The organism is Halalkalibaculum sp. DA384 (assembly GCF_043951955.1).
In the GTDB taxonomy this organism is placed as follows: Bacteria; Bacteroidota; Rhodothermia; order Balneolales; family Balneolaceae; genus JAMQKA01.
Genome location: NZ_JBINJE010000019.1, coordinates 59,705 through 79,339 on the forward strand (window position 1 = coordinate 59,705; position 19,635 = coordinate 79,339).

13 protein-coding genes are annotated in these 19,635 nt (G+C 48.3%); 6 read left to right on the plus strand and 7 right to left on the minus strand.

Annotation, left to right across the window (positions count from 1 at the left end):
* Positions 1–47 precede the first annotated feature (47 nt).
* The 5 genes from ACG2E4_RS11870 (at position 48) to dnaB (ending at position 7,569) form a co-directional block, all read left to right on the plus strand.
* Entirely contained in the window at positions 48–1,784 is a 1,737-nt protein-coding gene (locus tag ACG2E4_RS11870; protein WP_395276693.1) for a molybdopterin-dependent oxidoreductase, read from the plus strand.
* 55 nt (positions 1,785–1,839) lie between these two features.
* Positions 1,840–2,847, plus strand: a complete 1,008-nt coding sequence (gene nuoH / locus ACG2E4_RS11875) for an NADH-quinone oxidoreductase subunit NuoH (RefSeq protein ID WP_395261419.1) — start codon at positions 1,840–1,842, stop codon at positions 2,845–2,847.
* 223 nt (positions 2,848–3,070) lie between these two features.
* Positions 3,071–4,405, plus strand: a complete 1,335-nt coding sequence (gene mtaB / locus ACG2E4_RS11880; protein ID WP_395276694.1) for a tRNA (N(6)-L-threonylcarbamoyladenosine(37)-C(2))-methylthiotransferase MtaB — start codon at positions 3,071–3,073, stop codon at positions 4,403–4,405.
* Positions 4,406–4,412: 7 nt separating this feature from the next.
* Positions 4,413–5,225: a uracil-DNA glycosylase gene (locus ACG2E4_RS11885; RefSeq protein WP_395276695.1), complete on the plus strand. Its 813-nt coding sequence runs from the start codon at positions 4,413–4,415 to the stop codon at positions 5,223–5,225.
* Between the two features lie 799 nt (positions 5,226–6,024).
* Positions 6,025–7,569 carry a replicative DNA helicase gene (gene dnaB / locus ACG2E4_RS11890; RefSeq protein ID WP_395276696.1) on the plus strand — a complete coding sequence of 515 codons (1,545 nt, stop codon included), beginning with the start codon at positions 6,025–6,027 and terminating at the stop codon, positions 7,567–7,569.
* 391 nt (positions 7,570–7,960) lie between these two features.
* Here dnaB and ACG2E4_RS11895 read toward each other — a convergent pair whose 3' ends face one another.
* The 6 genes from ACG2E4_RS11895 to ACG2E4_RS11920 all read right to left on the minus strand — a co-directional run bounded on the left by ACG2E4_RS11895 (position 7,961) and on the right by ACG2E4_RS11920 (position 16,964).
* Positions 7,961–8,143 carry a PID-CTERM protein-sorting domain-containing protein gene (locus ACG2E4_RS11895; protein ID WP_395261415.1) on the minus strand — a complete coding sequence of 61 codons (183 nt, stop codon included), beginning with the start codon at positions 8,141–8,143 and terminating at the stop codon, positions 7,961–7,963.
* A gap of 668 nt (positions 8,144–8,811) precedes the next feature.
* Positions 8,812–9,897, minus strand: a complete 1,086-nt coding sequence (locus tag ACG2E4_RS11900) for an NAD-dependent epimerase (RefSeq protein ID WP_395276697.1) — start codon at positions 9,895–9,897, stop codon at positions 8,812–8,814.
* A 252-nt stretch (positions 9,898–10,149) separates the two neighbouring features.
* Entirely contained in the window at positions 10,150–10,677 is a 528-nt protein-coding gene (locus ACG2E4_RS11905; RefSeq protein ID WP_395276698.1) for a hypothetical protein, read from the minus strand.
* 107 nt (positions 10,678–10,784) lie between these two features.
* Positions 10,785–13,142: a GumC family protein gene (locus ACG2E4_RS11910; RefSeq protein WP_395276699.1), complete on the minus strand. Its 2,358-nt coding sequence runs from the start codon at positions 13,140–13,142 to the stop codon at positions 10,785–10,787.
* A 136-nt stretch (positions 13,143–13,278) separates the two neighbouring features.
* Positions 13,279–15,084 (minus strand): polysaccharide biosynthesis protein, encoded by a 1,806-nt coding sequence (locus ACG2E4_RS11915; RefSeq protein ID WP_395276700.1) that lies wholly within the window; start codon positions 15,082–15,084, stop codon positions 13,279–13,281.
* Positions 15,085–15,728: 644 nt separating this feature from the next.
* A complete protein-coding gene (locus ACG2E4_RS11920; protein WP_395261410.1) occupies positions 15,729–16,964 on the minus strand; it encodes a DegT/DnrJ/EryC1/StrS family aminotransferase in 1,236 nt (411 codons plus the stop codon).
* A 278-nt stretch (positions 16,965–17,242) separates the two neighbouring features.
* Here ACG2E4_RS11920 and ACG2E4_RS11925 point away from each other — a divergent pair, with 278 nt between their 5' ends.
* Positions 17,243–17,968 carry an outer membrane beta-barrel protein gene (locus tag ACG2E4_RS11925; protein ID WP_395261409.1) on the plus strand — a complete coding sequence of 242 codons (726 nt, stop codon included), beginning with the start codon at positions 17,243–17,245 and terminating at the stop codon, positions 17,966–17,968.
* Between the two features lie 579 nt (positions 17,969–18,547).
* Here ACG2E4_RS11925 and ACG2E4_RS11930 read toward each other — a convergent pair.
* A complete protein-coding gene (locus ACG2E4_RS11930) occupies positions 18,548–19,624 on the minus strand; it encodes a hypothetical protein (protein WP_395262444.1) in 1,077 nt (358 codons plus the stop codon).
* Positions 19,625–19,635: the final 11 nt, after the last annotated feature.

Consider the following 19,635-nt stretch of genomic DNA (forward strand, 5'->3'; position numbering starts at 1 on the left):
AGCAATTAAAACAAGGTTCAAAGCATCATAAACAGATTAACTACACAATGCCTGAAGTATTTATAGATGGAAAACGGTTCGAGTTTGAAGGGAGCCCTTCCCTGCTTCAATTTATCATGGATCAGGGCATGGAAGTTCCCTACTTCTGTTATCACCCCTCGATGTCTGCACCGGCCAACTGCCGGCAGTGCCTGGTAAAAGTGGGGCAGCCCGTGAAAGATCGTGAAACGGGTGAATTTGAACTGGATGAAAACGGAGAACGAAAAATTCGCTGGTTTCCCAAGCTTCAGCCCTCCTGCAAGATGGATGTCAGCGACGGCATGGTCGTCAAAACCCAGGAAGTGGATGAAGAGGTAGAACGGGCGCAGAAAGACAATCTCGAATTTATCCTCATTAACCACCCGCTGGACTGCCCGATCTGCGACCAGGCCGGCGAATGTCCGCTGCAGATCCAGACCTACAAATACGGGCCGGAAGGCAGCCGGTTTGAAGTCCAAAAAGCGCACAAGCCCAAACGGGTTCAACTCGGGCCACGCGTTACGCTCGATGCCGAACGCTGCATCAACTGCACGCGCTGTGTGCGTTTTACTGAAGAAATCAGTGGTACCGAACAGCTTACGATTGTATCCAGGGGCGACAAGAATTACCCCGCTACTGCTCCGGGCGAAGAATTTGATGATCCCTATTCACTGAACACTGTTGACATCTGTCCGGTAGGAGCGTTGACTTCGAGCGATTTCCGTTTCAAGGCGCGGGTGTGGGAAATGAACCAAACTCCCAGTATCGATATTACCAGTGGCAAGGGTACCAATATTGACCTGTGGACGCGTGACAATCTTATTTTGCGGATTACTCCACGCTTCAATAAAGAAGTCAATGAATGGTGGATGCCCGACGAAGCACGCGATGCCTACCAGAAATTTAATGAGAACCGGGTTTCCCGGCCCTCACTCAAGATTGACGGGCAACAGCAAGCCAGTACCTCATGGAATAACGCCATCGAAACATTTGCTGAAATTCTGGAAGCCCATGACAGCGACGACATTCTTGTTATCGGGAGTCCACACGCCTCGGTTGAAGAGAACTACTCGTTCAATAAATTTTTCAATCTACTCGGCGTTGAAACCGCCAAATTTGTTCCCCATATCGTCGAGGGATACGGTGACGATTTCCTCCTGACCGATGACCAGGCCCCCAACACCAACGGCTGCCGGTTGATTGACCTGGATGAAATAGATTCAAAATCCCTCAAATCAGCAATCGGGTCCGCCAAGGTGGTAATTATGCTTTCGGATGAACTCGTAGATCGCGAGGTCCTCACCTCCGCCGACCTGCAGGCTCCCTATGTTATAAGCCTGGCGACCAACAAAACCGAGACCGTTCAGGAGTCTGACCTGGTGATTCCGATCACTTGTGTCGCCGAACACGCGGCCAGTTACGTCAATATTGACGGACGCATCCAGCGGTCCATGCCGGCTAAAGAGACCAAGTACACCAACCGAAGCCTCAACCTTGAGATGTCGGAAGGCCGCCTTGATCGCTACGGTACTAATTTTGACAACTGGAGAACCGAAGAAAACAAAGTGGATTGCCTGCCGGTTTGGGATTTTCTGAATAAATTGGGAGATCGCCTGGGACTCAATTTTCAATATGAACATTCCCGCGCGGTAATGGCTGATATTGCCTCCTCCATCCCCGCCTTTGAAGATGTTACCTACGAACGAATGGACGAGGAACAGGGCATTCAGCTTCCGCTCGAACACAAAGAACTGAGACAAGATTAATCACGCCTGTCGTAACAGTATTTTATTACAGGTAAAACGAATCAAGAATTACTGAATGGAGCCGGTAACAACAACTTCGTATATCGTTTTAGGAACTGCATTATTTATGCTGCTCAACTCGGCAGCACTCGCTGTTTACGCTGAGCGACGCATCGCTGCCCAAATCCAAAATCGAATCGGGCCAAACCGGGTAGGTCCGTTTGGTCTGCTTCAACCGATTGCCGATGTTCTTAAACTCATCCTGAAGGAGGATGTTACTCCCGCCCACGGTTTCAAAGTCATTCACACTATCGCTCCCATTATCCCTGTGGTTACGGCTTTGATGACTGTCGTGGTCATTCCGTTTGGAGACGGTTTATATGTTACCGATCTAAACGCAGGCGTTCTCTTTCTTTTGGCAATGACATCGATCGGAGTCTATGGCGTAACGCTGGCCGGATGGTCCTCCAACAGCAAATATTCACTCCTTGGCGGACTTCGGGCCGCTGCCCAGATGATCAGCTACGAGCTGCCGATGGGCATGGCCATTGCCTCCTGTATCCTGTTTTCCAACTCCCTCAGCATGCTTGACCTGGTTGACTCCCAGGAATATTGGTGGAATATTTTCCGCAATCCGGTGGGCGGAGTCATCTTCATCGTTGCAGCTTTTGCTGAAGCAAACCGCACGCCGTTCGACCTTGTCGAGGCCGAGCAGGAGCTCGTCGGCGGCTTCCATACGGAATACAGCGGCATGAAATTTGGAATGTTCTTTCTGGCCGAATATATGCATGTTGTTATCGGCAGTATGCTGATTACCACATTCTTTTTTGGAGGATATCACCTCCCATTCGCCGGTTACTGGCTTCCCGAACTGAGCGGTACCATGAAGGCTGCTCTTGATGTGGGTATTTTCACGTTAAAAACACTGTTTTTTGCCTTTGTTTACATCTGGGTGCGCTGGACCATTCCACGATTCAAATACAATCAGGTGATGAAGCTTGGCTGGAGCCGCATGCTGCCGATCAGTATCATTAACTTCATGGTATTGGCTGTGCTTATTTACGCGTATTATCACTTCATTTAATCCGGTGTGCAGATAGTATTCTCGATTAAACCTCCAAGGTTGTAGAAACCTTGGAGGTTTCTTATTTGAGACTTCAATATAGGCTCAGTGGCGCTCCGCTGAACACTTGCGCCAGAATCAGGGGTTTTCTTTTTTATCAAATCATGAGTCTATTTTTTATCTTTAAGATTTAGAAATCGAAAACGAAATATCCTCCACGCAAACTGTTAGTCACGCAAATCCAATGAAAAAAGTAGCGTTCAAAACGTTAGGCTGTAAGCTCAATTACTCGGAGACGCTGACCATCCAGCGCGACTTCGAGAAAGAGGGCTACCGGATTACCGACTTCGACGGGCAGGCCGACATCTATGTGATCAACACCTGCTCGGTCACCCAGAGTGCCAACAGCACCTGCCGCAAAACGGTGCGCCGGGCCCTGCGCCGCAATCCGGATGCCTTTGTGGCTGTAGTGGGGTGTTACGCTCAGCTAGAACCGGAGGAAATCGCCGAAATTGATGGCGTGGATACCGTGCTGGGTGCCAAAAACAAATTCAATCTTCTGGATCTGTTTGATGATTTTAAGAAGCAGTCTGAACCGGTCATATACCGTTCCGATGTTAATGAGGCGGTCGATTTCCACAACGCTTTCTCTGCCGACGACCGTACCCGGGCCTTCCTGAAAGTACAGGATGGCTGCAGCTACAGCTGCTCGTTTTGTACCATTCCCCTGGCCCGGGGTGAAAGCCGGAGCCCAGATATTGCGACCGTTATTCGAAATGCCCAACACCTGGTGGAGGATGGCTTTAAGGAGATCGTGGTCACCGGGGTAAATGTCGGTGATTTCGGGCGTGGCAGCGAAGAAAACTTTTTTATGCTACTCCGGGAGCTCGACAACGTAGATGGGCTGGAACGCATCCGGTTTTCTTCCGTCGAGCCCAACCTGATGCATGAGGAGATTATCTATTTTACAGCCGAGTCCGACAAAATACAGCCCCATTTCCACATGCCGCTGCAAAGCGGTTCCGATCAAATGCTGGGACTGATGCGCCGGCGATACCAGTCCGGCCTGTACCGGCAGCGCGTGGAACTGATACGAGAGCTGATGCCGGATGCCGCCATAGGAGTGGATGTGATCACCGGTCACCCGGGTGAAACTGACGAGCTTTTTCAGGAGTCATTTGATTTTATCGACAGCCTGCCGGTCTCCTACCTTCATGTGTTCACCTATTCTGAGCGACCGAATACCCATGCCCTGAACATTGAACCCAAAGTTCAGAACAGCGTACGCAAGCAGCGCACCCACAAGCTGCGGCGCCTCTCCAAAAAGAAACGATACGAGTTTGATACCCGCTTCCAGGGGGAAATGCGCCCCGTACTCTTTGAGGGATCTAACAAAAACGGAGCCATGCTGGGCTGGACGGATAACTATGTGCGCGTCGGAATTCCGTATGATCCAAAGCTGGAAAATAAAATTCTGCCAGTAGAGCTCGGCGCCCGAACCCGGGAGGGTTACCTGATCGGTACACTAACCGACAGCGTTCGTGAAGAGGAACAAGTCATTGCTGAACTAACGGTATAAAAATCTTATGTGCCCGGATTCCACCACGCCTGATAAACTTATCCAGGATATCAAACGTTTTCTGGAGCGAGAACGTGAGATGTATGGTGATTTTTCTATCGAATTGCCTGTTGATGAACTGGATTTGGAAGAGGTAGCAAAGGTTGACGAAACTACTTCAAATTCGGAAGAATCCTCCGATCACAAACCAACAGAAACAGAAGAGCAAGAAACGAGTGCAGAGACCAAATCACTGCCGGAGCGGTTGGAAGCGTGCCCCTCTCTCGAAGAACTGCGCGAGCTTTGCGCGGAGGCCGATGTTTTAAGAACGGATTTAGAAGGCACGAACCTGGTCTTCGGAGTCGGTAATCCCAATGCAGACTTGATGCTGATCGGGGAAGCACCGGGCGCAGAAGAGGACAAACAGGGTGAGCCTTTTGTGGGGAAAGCGGGACAACTGCTCAATAAAATTCTGGCTGCTATCGACTTTGATCGCGAGGATGTCTATATCGCCAACATCCTGAAACACCGTCCGCCGAACAACCGGAATCCCAAACCGGAGGAGCGCGAACGCAGCCTGCCTTTTCTTCTAAAACAGATTGATCTGGTCGATCCCAAGCTCATTCTTTGCCTGGGTAAAGTTTCTGCACAAACGCTGCTAGAATCAGATGATTCCTTGAAAAGCATGCGGGGAAAATTTCACAATTTCATGGACAGATATGAATTACTGGCCACCTATCACCCGGCGGCCCTGCTTCGCCATGCCAAGTGGAAACGGCCCACCTGGGAGGATGTACAGATGCTGCGCAAGCGGTATGATGAGCTGGGAGGCAAGCCGTGATATTTTTTTAATGCTATTTAAAACCTTCCGGGTTTGGTAACGAGCAACTGGTCAAAACCTCCGAGGTTTGGTTATTCAACAGCGCCTGCCCTCTTCGAACTACAGCTGCTCGTCATCAGGTGAAAAAACTGGCAGCTATGGTATAGGCCACTGCCCTACCCGAAACCTGCCAGTTTTTTTTGAACTACTGCCCGCTGCTATTTCTTAAATCCGCAGGGTTAATGACACATTATGACAGCCAAATATTACACGTACTACCCTTGACCGAGGGAAAACCCTGCGGGTTTAGGAAGAGGCACTTCAACCTGTAGTCCAATACCTCTGGCGCGAGCGTCCCGCTCGTGTGCCTCCCATTCCATTTACCACAGCAAGAACTCACTACCGTGTTCTATAGTTTTTTGATTCCGTTCCTTAATCTATCGTTTCCGTATTCTCTTGTTTGAACAGCTGCCTGTTCTCGTTCGCCTCATAGCCCGGTTTAAACGCCAGTGTGCCCGGCTGCCATCCATTGGAGATATTTGTACCCAAAACCTGTGCTCCTGATAATTGCAGAAACGTTGATCAGGAATAATTTCCCATTATGTATCGAAAATACAATGCCGAATATGGGACTTAATGATCCCTGAATTTTTACAAATTTCCCGGCATCAATGCTTTACTTAAGAGAGTCACTTTTGTTATTATAGATGATGCCGCACGAGACCCCAGAAGGCAGCGAAGCACACTTGCAGAGTGCTCATTGCTCTCTCGTACCAGTTTAAAAAAGATGCTTTAAAATTAAGCGCTGAATCAGCACGACATGGCTCCCAAACAAAACGGCTCAAATTACCAGAAAAAAAATCGATCAAATACCGATCTGCTTGAACAGGAAGGTCGCGTCCCCCCGCAGGCGGTTGAGGTGGAAGAGGCGGTCCTTGGCGCGATGCTCATTGAGCATGAAGCCGCCACGGTGGCGTTACAGATGCTGCGACCGGAGGATTTTTACAAACCGGCCCACCAGCATATTTTTGAAGTCCTCCATGACCTGTATGAAAGGGACAATCCGCTGGATCTGCTGACGGTGGAAAATGAATTGCGGGACAAGGAAATGCTGGACAACATAGGCGGGGCTGGATATCTTTCCGAATTGACCCGCTCGGTGAGCTCGGCCGCCAATATCGATTACCACGCCCAGATTATTTCGGAGAAAGCCACCAAGCGAAATCTTATCCTCGGGTGCACTGATATTATTAAAGAGGCTTATGACAGCACATCGGACCCGTATGACGTACTTGACCGGGCGGAGCAGCGCATTTTTGATATTGCCAACCAAAAGCAGCGGGCACAGGCCACCCCGATCGGGGACGTGTTGAAAGACACCCTCTCCTACCTCGAAGATATCCGCGGCAAGCCGTCCGGGATTACGGGCGTTCCCAGTGGATTGGATATCGACGATTATACCGCCGGCTGGCAAAATGGTGATCTTGTCATTATTGCCGCCCGTCCCTCTATGGGAAAAACAGCGTTTGTGTTGACCGCGGCACGGAACGCCGCGCTCCACCAAGATGAAAACCTACAAACAAATGTCGCTTTCTTCAGTCTTGAAATGTCCGCACAGTCGCTCGTTCAGCGATTCCTGACCATGGAGGCACGGATCAACGCGCAAACCGCCCGTTCCGGCCGACTGGAGGATGAGGAGTTCAAACGGCTGATTGATGCGGCCGGCCGGCTGTTTACAGCCAATATTTTTGTAGACGACACGCCCGGGCTGAGTATTATGGAATTACGCACAAAGGCACGTCGCCTGAAAAGTGAGCACGATATAGGCATTGTCGTCGTCGACTACCTGCAGCTGATGACCACCAACAAAAAAGATCTGGGTACCCGGGAGCAGGAGATCGCTACAATCTCGCGAGGTCTGAAAGCCCTGGCGAAAGAACTGAATGTGCCCGTAATTGCCCTCTCCCAGCTAAGCCGGGCTGTAGAGCAGCGCGGGGGCGACAAGCGACCGCAGCTCAGCGACCTCCGCGAATCGGGATCGATCGAACAGGATGCCGACGTGGTTTGCTTCCTGTATCGTCCGGAGTACTATGGAATCAAAACCACTCCCGACGGGCAGTCTACCACCGGCCTTGCGGAAATCATCGTCGGCAAGCAGCGAAATGGTCCCACCGGCAGCGTAAGCTTGTACTTTGTTAAGGAGTACGCCCGTTTCGAAAACCTGACTACCGCCTCTCCCGCACCGTTTGACGAAGAGCACCAGGATAATAGTTCCGGCAAAAACACAAACTCCAATTCCCCTTCTGGGGGAACCCCACCGATCGGCCACGACCCCGGACTGGATGAAGACGAAGCCCCTTTCTGATATCTGCGAAAAGGGAAGATTGCAAGGCGATACCTAATTTTACACACTCGGAATTTTCATTCGTCTCGTGACCTGCATTTTACCTTCGATTAGCACCTTCGCCTTGCTGACGAACCAATTTCCTGGTGGCTTTAGGCTTCCTTTTGACCGGGTAACTGTTTTGGGGCTTACACTTCATGCTATTGTAAACCACTTGGGTCGTTGTAGAACATGGGATCTTTGCAGAAGCTACTGTTTTGTTGGGAGGTGGTTGTAGCACCGTCCTTATTGCCATTTAAAAGGGAGTACAACTCCCTCAAAACGAGGAATTGAGGGTTTTGAAAAGCTCTCAAACATATAACTTTTGATGCTGTCCCACCAGAGAGCCTGTCGCAGATGCCGGACCGCGGTACTACTTTTTATCCTTTCCCGAAAGTTTTTTCAGTGCATATGCTCCCCCACCTGCGGCCAACGCCAGGAGTCCTCCGTCAATGGGAGCCTGGCTGGGCGGGCCTGGCAGGCCGGGTTGAGAATAGGTTATTTCAGGGTAAACAAATAGAAGAGCCAATAGAATAAATGTACAGAGGTATTTCATGTTGTCTATTATTTTATAGGATTGTGTGCACCAAAAATTATCGCCGATAGCTCTGGATGGGGACTACCAACATTTAGGTGCTTGTAGATGATATTAGATTGTTAATTTTGTCAGACTAAGCGGTTATTTCCACGTAATTGCATTTATTAATTCCAATAACATTAGAATTTCTTAATATTTTAATGGATATAATAACGGGCTTTGAAAATTTTATGAAGCGCCTGTTACCCCTTAGAAAGACATTAAAATACTATCAGAGCGTATACTTAATCTTGTAGATGACCTTTTATTTAATGAACAAACCATTATTTAGAAAGGAGTTACCCTTTTTTTGCGACTCAAATATAAACAAATATTAGAAAATTCCAATATTATATATACGCTATTCAGCTTTGCTGATACTGGTTACCAGTTTTTGGAAGTGATTGTTATTTGGTATCCAATAACTAAACCGTTTCTTTGCTGCGTTCCCCGAAACGGTTCATAAATCCACAGGTTGGAAGGGAATTAATCTAATTTTATTTGGCAGCCCCAAAATCCGGAAAAATCCTTCATCTGCTTTAAAGGGAAAATCACCCACTCAACGTGCAACGGTACTTCTACGCAGCCATTTCCCCTTTGCCTTGCTAAAGAACTAATTTCTTGGTGAGATCCAGACTGAATACCTCTTATTTTTGAGATATCGCCTTCATTTCGCCGGGTGAGATATAATAGGCTTTGTACCAGTCGATAAAGTTTTCAATCCCTTCCCGGATACCTACTTGGGGTTTAAAATCGATATATTCAAAAAGATCATCGACATCAGCCCATGTTTTTGGAACATCGCCCGGCTGCATGGGCAGCATATTCTTTTCAGCCTGCACTCCCAGCTGGCTTTCGATCTCATGAATAAAATCCATGAGTCTAACAGGACTGCTATTCCCTATATTAAATACCCGATATGGGGCAAAACTGGTAGAGGGATCCGGATTATCTCCACTCCAATCGGGATTAGGTGACGGGGGTTTGGGAATCAAACGGGTAATACTTTCTACAATATCATCAATATAGGTAAAGTCGCGTTCCATATTCCCGTAGTTGAATACCTTGATCGGCTCGTCGTTCAGCATCGCTTCAGCAAACAGGAACAGTGCCATGTCCGGTCGTCCCCACGGACCGTACACCGTAAAAAATCTCAGCCCGGTAGTGGGAATATTAAAGAGATTGGAATAGGTATGAGCCATCAGCTCATCGGCTTTTTTACTGGCGGCGTACAGACTCATCGGGTGGTCGACGTTGTCTTTTGTTGAAAACGGCATATTTGTATTGGCACCATAAACGGAGCTCGAAGACGCGTATATCAGGTGCTGCAGCGAGTGGTGCCGGGCCCCTTCCAATAAATTCAGGAAGCCGGTTATATTACTGCTGACATATCGATATGGATCTTTCAGGCTATAACGCACACCCGCCTGGGCCGCCAGGTTTATTACGATATCAAAACCCTCGTCGGCAAACAGGCAATCGATAACCCGCTTATTTTCCAGGTCCGTTTTAATAAAGCTCAGGTTTTCATTGGTACTGCTTGGAACGATAGCCTCCTCCGTAATGGATTCCCGGGGAATTCCCAATTGCTCCAGCCGGTCATACTTCAGGTCGGTTGAGTAATAGTCGTTGATGTTGTCAAGTCCCACTACCGTATATTCCTCTTTGATGAGTCGGCTTGTCAAATGATATCCAATAAATCCTGCGGCACCTGTCACTAATACTTTGTTCATTTTCTTTGGGCTTTAATTATTTATACTTGCCAATTAATACACTGACTACCGGGCCGGACAATTGCATCATGAGCCTTTGGCTGCCAGTGGTTTATCTCTCTTTAAAAATTCTATTTATCTCATCTGTCTCTGTCTCTCTGCCTGACCGGTTCGGAAACTGATCCGACCCCGCCCCTTCACAAACTTTTCCATTTCCAACACATACTCCCTTTCTTTTATGGCATCCCTCAGGCGAATGCGGCTGAAAAACTGTTACCGGTTGCCTCTCAGATTTTCAATCAGCAGTATTGAGGTGGCGACAACACTAATGGCCGGTGCAATTACATTCACATAATCGGTAAAAGATGGTTTTCTGGTGATCTGCAACGAAACGATATCATTATTCTGCAGGTCAAACTCATACATCTCAATCGGCTCCGGCTCTCGGTACTTGTATCGGAAAAATGCGACCCCAACCAATTTCTGCTCCTTGTTGTATCGAGATACCTTGACTTCAATTTGTGTTTTTGACCAGTCCAGGTTTGATTCTCGGCCTCTTATTTCAGTGTATCCGTAAGCAAAAGAGATCAGTTCGGGCAGTTTGGTCCCTTCCGGAACCAGGTAACGGCCCGCAGAACCGACATCGCCCCAAACATTAATAGAGTCAGCCAGTTGTCCCGGTTCTGCCACCCGGATGTACCTGTCGCTCATAAAATCCTGAATAGGCTGAGCGTGTAACAATACAGGCAAGAACATGCCAATAGCGGCAATTAGGATGGTACGAAGTAGATTGCTATACATAATGTTGTTGGATTATAATAGGTTATTGCAAATGTTTATTTTACCGTAACGGTCTGGGTGTAGATGATTGTAATTTCTTACAACAGAATCGGAACCGGGTCATCGTATTACTTTAGATAGCTTTCGTAATTGCTGTACAGGGCCTGGTAATATCCCTCGCCGTAGTAATGGCTGACCTCTTTCCGGTGGTTAAAATCATTCAGGACGATACCGCTTACGTTGGCCTGTATCCGGCCGAGCTCCTCGATTGTTCTCAGCAGCATTCCCTTGTTGGTTTTTCTGTGCTTGGCCACCACAATGGTGTTCTCGGCATCTTTCAACAGGGCGGTGGAATCACTGATAATCCCGAAGGGAGGCGTATCAATGATGATGACATCAAACGTATTCTCCATTTTTTTCAAAAATTGTTTGAAAGTCAGGCTGCTCCCGATGATCTCCGGCCGTTCCGTCTCTCTTCCGGCGGTTATCACTTTCAGTGATTCCAAATCGGTATCCTGAATCAGCTGAACCACGGGAATTTTGCCATTCAGGTAATCCGACAATCCCGCCTCGTCATTCAATCCGAAATATTTTCCAAGTTTCGGCCGGCGGAAGTCAGCCCCGATGATCAGCGTTTTGTATCCCTCTTCGGCAAAGGCCACCCCCAAATTGGCGGCCACCGTTGATTTTCCATCTCCCTTCTCCGGGCTGGTTATGGCGATTGTTTTGGGCGGCGTATTCCCGTTCTGGTAGGTAATATTGTTTTTCAGCCTCCTGATTGATTCTGCAATCAGGCTCGAACGATCTCTCAACATCACCATCTCTTTAGGGATGAGCCCCTCCCCGTTGGTAAATGACTTGCTGCTTTTTGAAGATAGTTTATCAAGCGATGGAATCACCGTCAGCGAGAGTGTGGGCAGGTAGGTTGTTCTAAGCTGTTCCACATCCTTGACCGTGTTATCCTTGAATTCCCTTACCGCGATGAATCCACCGGCGACAATTCCCCCGATCATCAGACCAAAAATTAAAAAGAGTTTTTTATTCGGACTAACCGGGAAGTATGGGTCCTGAGCCGGATCAATAATGCGGGCATACCCAAATTGGGACTGTTCCCAGATCGACATGTCCGCATACTGGCGGGAAACGTTGAGATATAGCTCCTCATTGATCCGGACGTCACGCTGAAGTTTTTCCAGCTCCATCATCCCCTCGGGAAGGGCCTTGAAATCGGAATCCATCTCTTCCTTGTTTTGCTGCAGGGCGGCACGCTGAGATTCCAGCTGATTTTTCTCTATCCTCAGGTCAATCAACCGCTCCTGTATTCCCGAAACCATTTCTGCCCTCACCTGGCTGTCCATTCCCATGAAGATGTCATTCTCGGTAAAAAGCTGCTCCGACATATCCTTTATTTCTGACTTCAGGCGTGCAATCTGTTTGTCCAGAAACTGAATACGAGACGGAAGCGGATCCCGCTCCAACACGTCCGGGTTATTGGCGACGATCAAGGTTCGCTCCCGCTCGTACTGGGCCAACTCTTCCTGCATGTTTCGTATTTTCGGTCCGATGGCCTCCGAAAACTGATCTGATAATCCCGGTTTTACATTCTCAAGCTGGTCTTCGTTGATCGTGATCGCCTGCTCAACATTTTTCAGCTCCAGGTTAACCCGCTGCAGTTCTGCTTCGGTTTCCGCCCGGCGGGCAACAATATTGGAAGCCTGCTGGTCCATCTTTACCATGCCGGTAGAATCCATATACCGCTCCAGCTTCTGTTCTGATGCCTCGAGTTGCGCCTTTAATTTTTCTCTCTCCTGTTTCAAAAATTCGGCCGTCTTTTCAGCAGCTATGCGGCTTTGGCGGGTTGAATTCTCGACATATCGCTCCATCACGAGGTTAATCACCTTGGCCGCCTCTCGGGGAGAGGTACTGGTAAAGGTGATTTGTACCACATCTGCATCGGTATCAACCTGCTGAAAGCTGATACCACTCATAATTCTGCTCGTAACATTGCCCAGGGAGGCTCTCGATATTTCGCCGGTTTCCTCATCTTCGGTCCACAACAGCGGGAACTCGTTGATATCCCCGGGATCTTCCTCTATTAACATTTTGGCGACCTGTTCCGTAAACTGCCTTGACTGCAGAACCTGCAACTCATTGATCAGTGTTGTTCTGGCTCCGAACCCGGTGGTACGGGAGATAATCTGCGAGAGCTCCTCGTTGGAGGCGTTGTCGGAGCGGATCAGCATGGTACCGGTACTTTCGTAGGTTGGGGTCAGTGTACCCGCATAGAACCACGCTCCTGCTCCCCCGGCTATCATGAAAAAGAGGATAAGCCACTTATATCGTAACAGCAGTGTTACTATTTTTTGGGGATCCAGGTTATCACTTCCCTGGTGTTCCGTCTCAAACGTGTAGTCAGGAATAAATTGATACCGGCCGTGCCCGTTGGTAATGCTGTTGTTATTCGGTTTTTGAAGTTCGTCGGACATTGTTTATACCTTTTGATAAAATTTTTCAGCTTGATGTGTGTAGACCACAATTTTATAATACCCGTATATTCTTATATAACAATTATATAGCCTTAATTATTATTTGTAGATGTTTCTATTTTTTTCTTCCTCGGAATCAGCCAATCATTACTGACCCGTCCGTATCCTCCACCTCCTCTTCCACCAAGGTGCTTTCGAATGAATAGGTGGGTACGATGCTCTTCAGCAGGTATCGGACCGCCTCCGGGTTTTCACTTCCAAGCAGGTTGAACAACTGGGAAATTTTTGATTCAAGCTCTTCCCTGGTCAGCTTTCTGCTGCAGATCGCTTTGAAAATCTCTTCGTGATCCGTTTCGATGACACCTTCTTCGGCATTCAGAAGTTCCTCAAACAATTTTTCGCCCGGACGGATACCGGTAAACTCGATTGAGATATCTTCGTTGGGTTTGAGATTATGCAGTCTAATCAAGTCTTTGGCCATATCCAGGATTTTGACCGGTTCCCCCATATCGAGCACAAAAACTTCACCGCCTCTACCCATAGAGCCCGCCTGCATCACCAAAAGCACGGCCTCCGGTATTGTCATAAAGTAGCGCTTCATTTTGGGGTCGGTTACCGTCACGGGACCTCCATTTTTTATCTGGTCCATAAAAATCGGGATTACCGATCCCCTTGAACCCAAAACATTTCCGAACCGTACAGATATAAATTTTGTAACACAGGTTCCGTTATAAGCCATGCAGATCTCTTCGGCCACGCGCTTTGTAGCTCCCATCACGTTGGTGGGATTGACCGCCTTGTCGGTCGATACCATCACAAATTTATCCACTTCATATTTACAAGCCAGGGAAGCAACGGTCCTTGTTCCACCCACGTTTACTTTTATTGCCTCTTCCGGGAAACTCTCCATCATGGGTACATGCTTGTATGCCGCCGCATGAAACACCACATCGGGCTGAAAGCGATCCAGTATCATGTCCATTTTTTGCTCGTCCGTAACACTTGCCACGCAGGGTGTTACCTGAATGGCACTCCCCTTGAACTCATTTTGCAGGTGGAACAACTCGGTTTCGTCGACATCGAGGGCGATCAGTTTTCCCGGCTTCAGATTCGCGCACTGGCGTACCAGCTCGCTCCCGATTGAACCGCCGGCTCCTGTCACCAGCACCGATTTGCCCTGGATGCTGGCTTTGATCGATCCCATATCAATTTTTACCGGCTCTCTTCCCAGTATATCTTCAATACTGACATCACGTATATGTCGTACTCCTACCGGGTCATCCGTAAGGGAATGGAAAGAGGGAAGCACCTTGATATCCATGGACGGTCGTACAGCTTTAACCTCATCGATAATCTTCTTGAGTTCCCGTTTCGGGATTTCGGGCAGGGCCACGATGAGCAGATCAACCTGGTATGAGCGTATGTAGTCGATCATCTCCTCTTTGCCGCCCAGGATACGGACGCCGTGCAGCAACAACCCGGACATGACCCTATCGTCAAACATCGCCCGAACCGAGACGTCCCATTGGTCATTTTTGAGAATATCACGGAGAATCTGTTCTCCTTCGCACTCGGCGCCAAAAATAATGGCATGCTTGTTTTTCTGCTTATTGGTCGTGTGCAGCAGCTCGTAATACATCCGCTTGCTGATTCGAAATGCCCCTATAGTCAATATCGCGTTTATCAAAAACAGGGTGGTAAAGGCATATTCATAATTGGCCATCTCCCAGAAACTATTGGTAATGCCAAAAGCAGCCCCCCCGCCCAGTACAACTCCTACAATAATTCTGGACAAATCCCGCACACTCATATGACGCCAGTTTACCATATACATCCGGAAGAAAAACAACCCGGCCAAGATTGAACCTGTCAAAACAGCGGTAAGTGCAACAGGAAAGGGACGCGCCACATCAGTCAACGGGGAAAGCGTGATATAAGCCACCGTCGCAGAAAGTAGTAACGAAAATGTATCTCCTACTAAGAAAAATACACCTCTGGTAAATCTATTTAAGAACTTGTACTTTTTTTTATAAGATTCAATTTCCATCCAAACCTCTCTCTTCTCTTTTTCCAGGTAATAGGATTTATTTACTTGTTTGTTAGAAATAATAGCGTCTCTCTCAGAATCATAGATGAATTGTATGTTTTTGGGGTGATCCCAAGTGGAAATCACATATATCCATGTATGTTAGTACAAGAGTTGTGCCAACTCGATACCACTTTTGATAATTAAACTGCAGGGATTGGCGTAAAGGGACGTTTCGGAACAGATATGCCGTTTTTCCTTATCAAATACATAGCGAAAAAAAACAAGCATGTGAAATAGCGGGGCAAGTGTTACTGCAATCGAGTAATTTTTACTCACTTAGTCGCGTAAAAATTACCCGATCAAACAGGGTCTGCCCGAAGCGGGATTCAGGGCTGTTTCGGGCTCCCCATTTAGTCGCACGCTAGATGAATGTGAGGGGATCCTGTTGGGTTTTGTATTGAGGGGTGCTTTTTTAATACAACCGAAACAAACTGTGAATCTTTTTCAACCTGGCAGGAGGCTTTATGGTACAAACAATAGCATCCCCCTTCCAAGGTCTACTGTTCTGTTACCGCCGAGGATTGCAGTACACTGTTGATTACGGAAACAATCCTGCTGCGGTCTTCGTCACTGAGGTTGCTGCCCGAGGGCAGGCAGAGCCCATACTCAAATAGCTTGTCTGACACGCCCCTCCCGTAGTAGGGTGCTCCCCGGTACAGGGGCTGGCGGTGCATCGGTTTCCAGAGCGGGCGGCTTTCGATGTTTTGCTGCTCCAGTGCACGCCGGAGGTCGTCCCGGGTCTTGCCCCCCGTTTCTTCAGGATTTACAAGTATAGTTGTCAGCCATCGATTGCTTTTAACACGGGCCGGCTCCCTGAGAAAATAGATTCCGCTTTTAGAGGAGTTTTGCAGGTTGAAGAACAAATCATGGTTTTTACTGTTGAGCCACGAACCGTTAAGAGCATCGAAATAAAAATCGTGATTGGCCCGTCTTGCCGCAACGCGATCATCAAGGACAGACATTTGTCCCCGGCCAATACCGGCTACAATATTGCTCATCCGGTAGTTATAGCCCAACTGAGAGTGCTGGTAGTGTGGAGCCTCATCCCGCGCCTGGGTGGCCAGGAAACGCGCTTTTTCGATCTGCGCCTTGTCGTCTGACAGTAACGCGCCTCCGCCGGAAGTGGTTATAATCTTGTTCCCGTTAAAAGAGAGCACGGAAAAATGTCCAAAACTGCCACATTTTTGTCCGTTAACAGACGATCCAAGCGCTTCTGCCGCATCTTCAATTACGGGGATATCATACTTTTCGCCAATCTTCACGATCTGTTCGGTCTTTGCCGGCATGCCGTACAGGTGGACCAGCACAATGGCTTTCGGTTTGCCGCCCTGTTTTTTCCCTTGTCCATCTTTCGACAAGCGATCCAGGATGGCCTGTTCCAACAGTTCCGGGTCCATATTCCATGTCTCGGGCTCCGAATCTATAAACACCGGGGTGGCTCCCTGGTATCGAATCGGATTGGCAGAAGCTGCAAAGGTAAACGACTGGCAAATTACCTCGTCTCCCGGCGTTACTCCACACAGGATCAGCGCAAGATGGATTGCCGCAGTGCCGGAGGTCACAACTGCAGCGTGGTTCCGACCCGTGTATGACTGAAGGTCCTCCTCAAATCCGTTCACATTTTCCCCCAGCGGAGCAATCCAGTTTTTTTCAAATGCATCGTGAACGTAGTCAAGCTCTTCGCCGCCCATGTGGGGTGAAGAAAGGTAGATTCGGGGAGCAGAATAGTCCATAGTATCCGGTTTTACAATCTGATTTTAGTCTCTTCTGTTGATGAATTACAGCGCCCTGTAGCCAAGGCAGCACAATAATCCAATATTGGTATTTTCTACAACTAATACTGATTATATGTTTCTAATAATTATATAATTATCATACTTTTATTGCTAACTTTATTTAGATTAATCAGCACATTTACAGAAGTACCCTCTTGATTGAGGGGGTGACCCAGGGAAATTTTTAACACCCTCCCTGATAAATACAGAATAGTTCAATACAGTCAGGAGATTATATGAATAGTGTACGGTTATTATTTTCATCTGCAGCATTTTTTTTCGGCCTTTTTATATATTCTGGAACGACTACGGCTCAGTCGATACAGTTTGGGCTCAACGGGGGACTTAGCATGACCTCTCACATCGGCCAGTTTCATTTTCAGCAAGAGGATATCAATATGGAACTGGACCCTGTGATCCAGCTGGGATACCAGGCCGGGATTATTCTCAGGAAAAATTTTTCAGATTCATTCCGCCTGCAGGCTGAGCCTTCGCTTGTCATGCTGGGCGCCCGGTATGAAGAACCGTTTACATTACGGGGATTTGAATTCGAAACGGACAGTCGAACCGAGCTTCTGTACCTTCAACTGCCGCTCCTGCTGCAATTTTCGACTTCTCCCCCCTCGCAGGTAGTTTACGGGAATCCCTACCCCTACACCACTTTCCATTTTACCGGCGGAGTATTTGGCGGATACCTGCTGGACGCCAAGTTTACCGGTACCAATACCGGCGCAACAGTGGGAGTGCCTTTTGAAGGGGATTTTTCAAACAACATCACCTCCCAGTATTCCGAGTATGACGGGGGGGCGATCCTCGGAGTTGGCGTGGAACGGGGAAGCAGTAGCAAAATCGGGTTTGAAAGCCGTCTTATCTATTCCCTTGTCGATTCCGGAAATGCGCCCGACCTTTCCTTTGAACCCCGTAATTTCGCTGTCACTTTTTCCATCTACTACCTGTTTTAGCCCTTATTACCTCACGATAATTTTTGATGAAATTATGTACCCTAATGGCCGGCAGTATCTTACATCATATTTTACAGGCCATTGTATGTAACAGGGTGTAACGTGCCGCGCGATTTGCCCTCCAGCTGCGTTAAAGGGAAAATCGCCTGCTCAACGTACGAAGGTACGTCTGCGTGGCTATTCCCTTCGCCTTGCCGAAGAACAAATTTCTTGGTGAGGTAAATCCGGGTTAGCACATAGAGGAGCAGAACCTTGATCGAATTCTTGCTTCTATTCAAGGCTTCCTAAAAAACCTGGGAATAACTCCCATTGCAGTGGTATTTTTTTATGAAAAAAGGAACCAAAAAATAACCGGCTGTAGCTTCGTTATCGGTTATCAGGAATTAGCTAATTTATTGCTTTGACAACTAAGAGGGCTTTGCCCCCCAGTCTTTGTTGTGAGGGAGTTCTACTCCCGTTTAAAAGGTCAATAGGGTCGGTGGTAAGCCACCTCTCAACACAATAGTATATTCTCAAATCCAAGGATTGACACCTTTAACATTTAACCTGTAACTTTTAACTGATAAAATCCAGCACCTGCTATTCGCTGGAATCGAGCAGATCTGTCTCCCTCATCACAATCGGTTCGGAGTCGACGTCCCGCAGAAATACCAGTGGCTCTTCGTACCTGTAATCGATTCTTTTCATTCCGCTGCCGTTGTTTGAAAACATCGCGTCCAGCGTATCTGCCGGAATATTGGCGCCCCCCGCTGCTATCGAGGAGGTAAAGGCGACATGACGGATGTTGATCTCCGTAATCTTTGGTTGCCCATCGGCATCCTCCTTGTAATCAACGGTAAAAATGCCGTTAAGCCCGGTCTCCAGCTCTTCTGATATCGATTCCAGGGCTTTCCTGGAGCGGCGGATCAGCCCGGGCTCGTTGATGAGCCGCCCAAACGCGGTGTTTCCCGTAATCCCCGAAGGAGCCACCTTGGCCATAATGTAGTTCACGCGTTCAGCACAGGCCGTTCGTTTCAGCTCTCCGTCAAAATAGAGCATCTTGCACGCCATGTTTCTGCCGGGCAGGTATTCAGTGGCAATAAATTCATCCACTCCTTGATTGATGGAGATCCATTGATCAAGGGCCGGGGCAGATTCTATTTTCAGGGAACCGAGTCCGCTGGACCCTTCGGTACTCCTGATCCAGAAAACTTCCCCTATTTGCTCGGCCACCGCTTGATAGCTATAGGATGATGGATCAATTTTGCGATACCTCGGTATCAACGGCGAATCGGTCAGGTATTCATGCAGTCGATGCTTGTTAACCAGGGCCATCGCCAGGGTATAATCCGGCAGGTGCGTCAACACGTCTCGCGAAAGCCGGGACCGGTTGCGGGCCCATTCAAGGACCTCCGCTTCCGGTAATACCACCGCGGCATGAATATTCTCCCGCTCAATAATATCGTTGATCGACGACCAGTAGCTCTCATCGTCGGCCCGGGGTACCGTATACCCCGCATCAAACAGGGTGCGATCGTACAACCCATAGGCAAGCCGGTCACAATCTACCCCCACAAACCGATATGAGGCTGCAGTCTCTTCCGTTGACAGTTTAACCGCACGTACAAATGACCGAGGGGTGGGTCCGCCAACGCCGGTGACTAATATATTCTTCATGGTATCGTTGT

Excerpts from the sequence above, each read along its gene's own strand:
- ACG2E4_RS11870 (WP_395276693.1), top strand. The coding sequence starts at position 48 with ATGCCTGAAGTATTTATAGATGGAAAACGGTTCGAGTTTGAAGGGAGC.
- nuoH (WP_395261419.1), top strand. The coding sequence starts at position 1,840 with ATGGAGCCGGTAACAACAACTTCGTATATCGTTTTAGGAACTGCATTA.
- mtaB (WP_395276694.1), top strand. The coding sequence starts at position 3,071 with ATGAAAAAAGTAGCGTTCAAAACGTTAGGCTGTAAGCTCAATTACTCG.
- ACG2E4_RS11885 (WP_395276695.1), top strand. The coding sequence starts at position 4,413 with ATGTGCCCGGATTCCACCACGCCTGATAAACTTATCCAGGATATCAAA.
- dnaB (WP_395276696.1), top strand. The coding sequence starts at position 6,025 with ATGGCTCCCAAACAAAACGGCTCAAATTACCAGAAAAAAAATCGATCA.
- ACG2E4_RS11895 (WP_395261415.1), bottom strand. The coding sequence starts at position 8,143 with ATGAAATACCTCTGTACATTTATTCTATTGGCTCTTCTATTTGTTTAC.
- ACG2E4_RS11900 (WP_395276697.1), bottom strand. The coding sequence starts at position 9,897 with ATGAACAAAGTATTAGTGACAGGTGCCGCAGGATTTATTGGATATCAT.
- ACG2E4_RS11905 (WP_395276698.1), bottom strand. The coding sequence starts at position 10,677 with ATGTATAGCAATCTACTTCGTACCATCCTAATTGCCGCTATTGGCATG.
- ACG2E4_RS11910 (WP_395276699.1), bottom strand. The coding sequence starts at position 13,142 with ATGTCCGACGAACTTCAAAAACCGAATAACAACAGCATTACCAACGGG.
- ACG2E4_RS11920 (WP_395261410.1), bottom strand. The coding sequence starts at position 16,964 with ATGGACTATTCTGCTCCCCGAATCTACCTTTCTTCACCCCACATGGGC.
- ACG2E4_RS11925 (WP_395261409.1), top strand. The coding sequence starts at position 17,243 with ATGAATAGTGTACGGTTATTATTTTCATCTGCAGCATTTTTTTTCGGC.
- ACG2E4_RS11930 (WP_395262444.1), bottom strand. The coding sequence starts at position 19,624 with ATGAAGAATATATTAGTCACCGGCGTTGGCGGACCCACCCCTCGGTCA.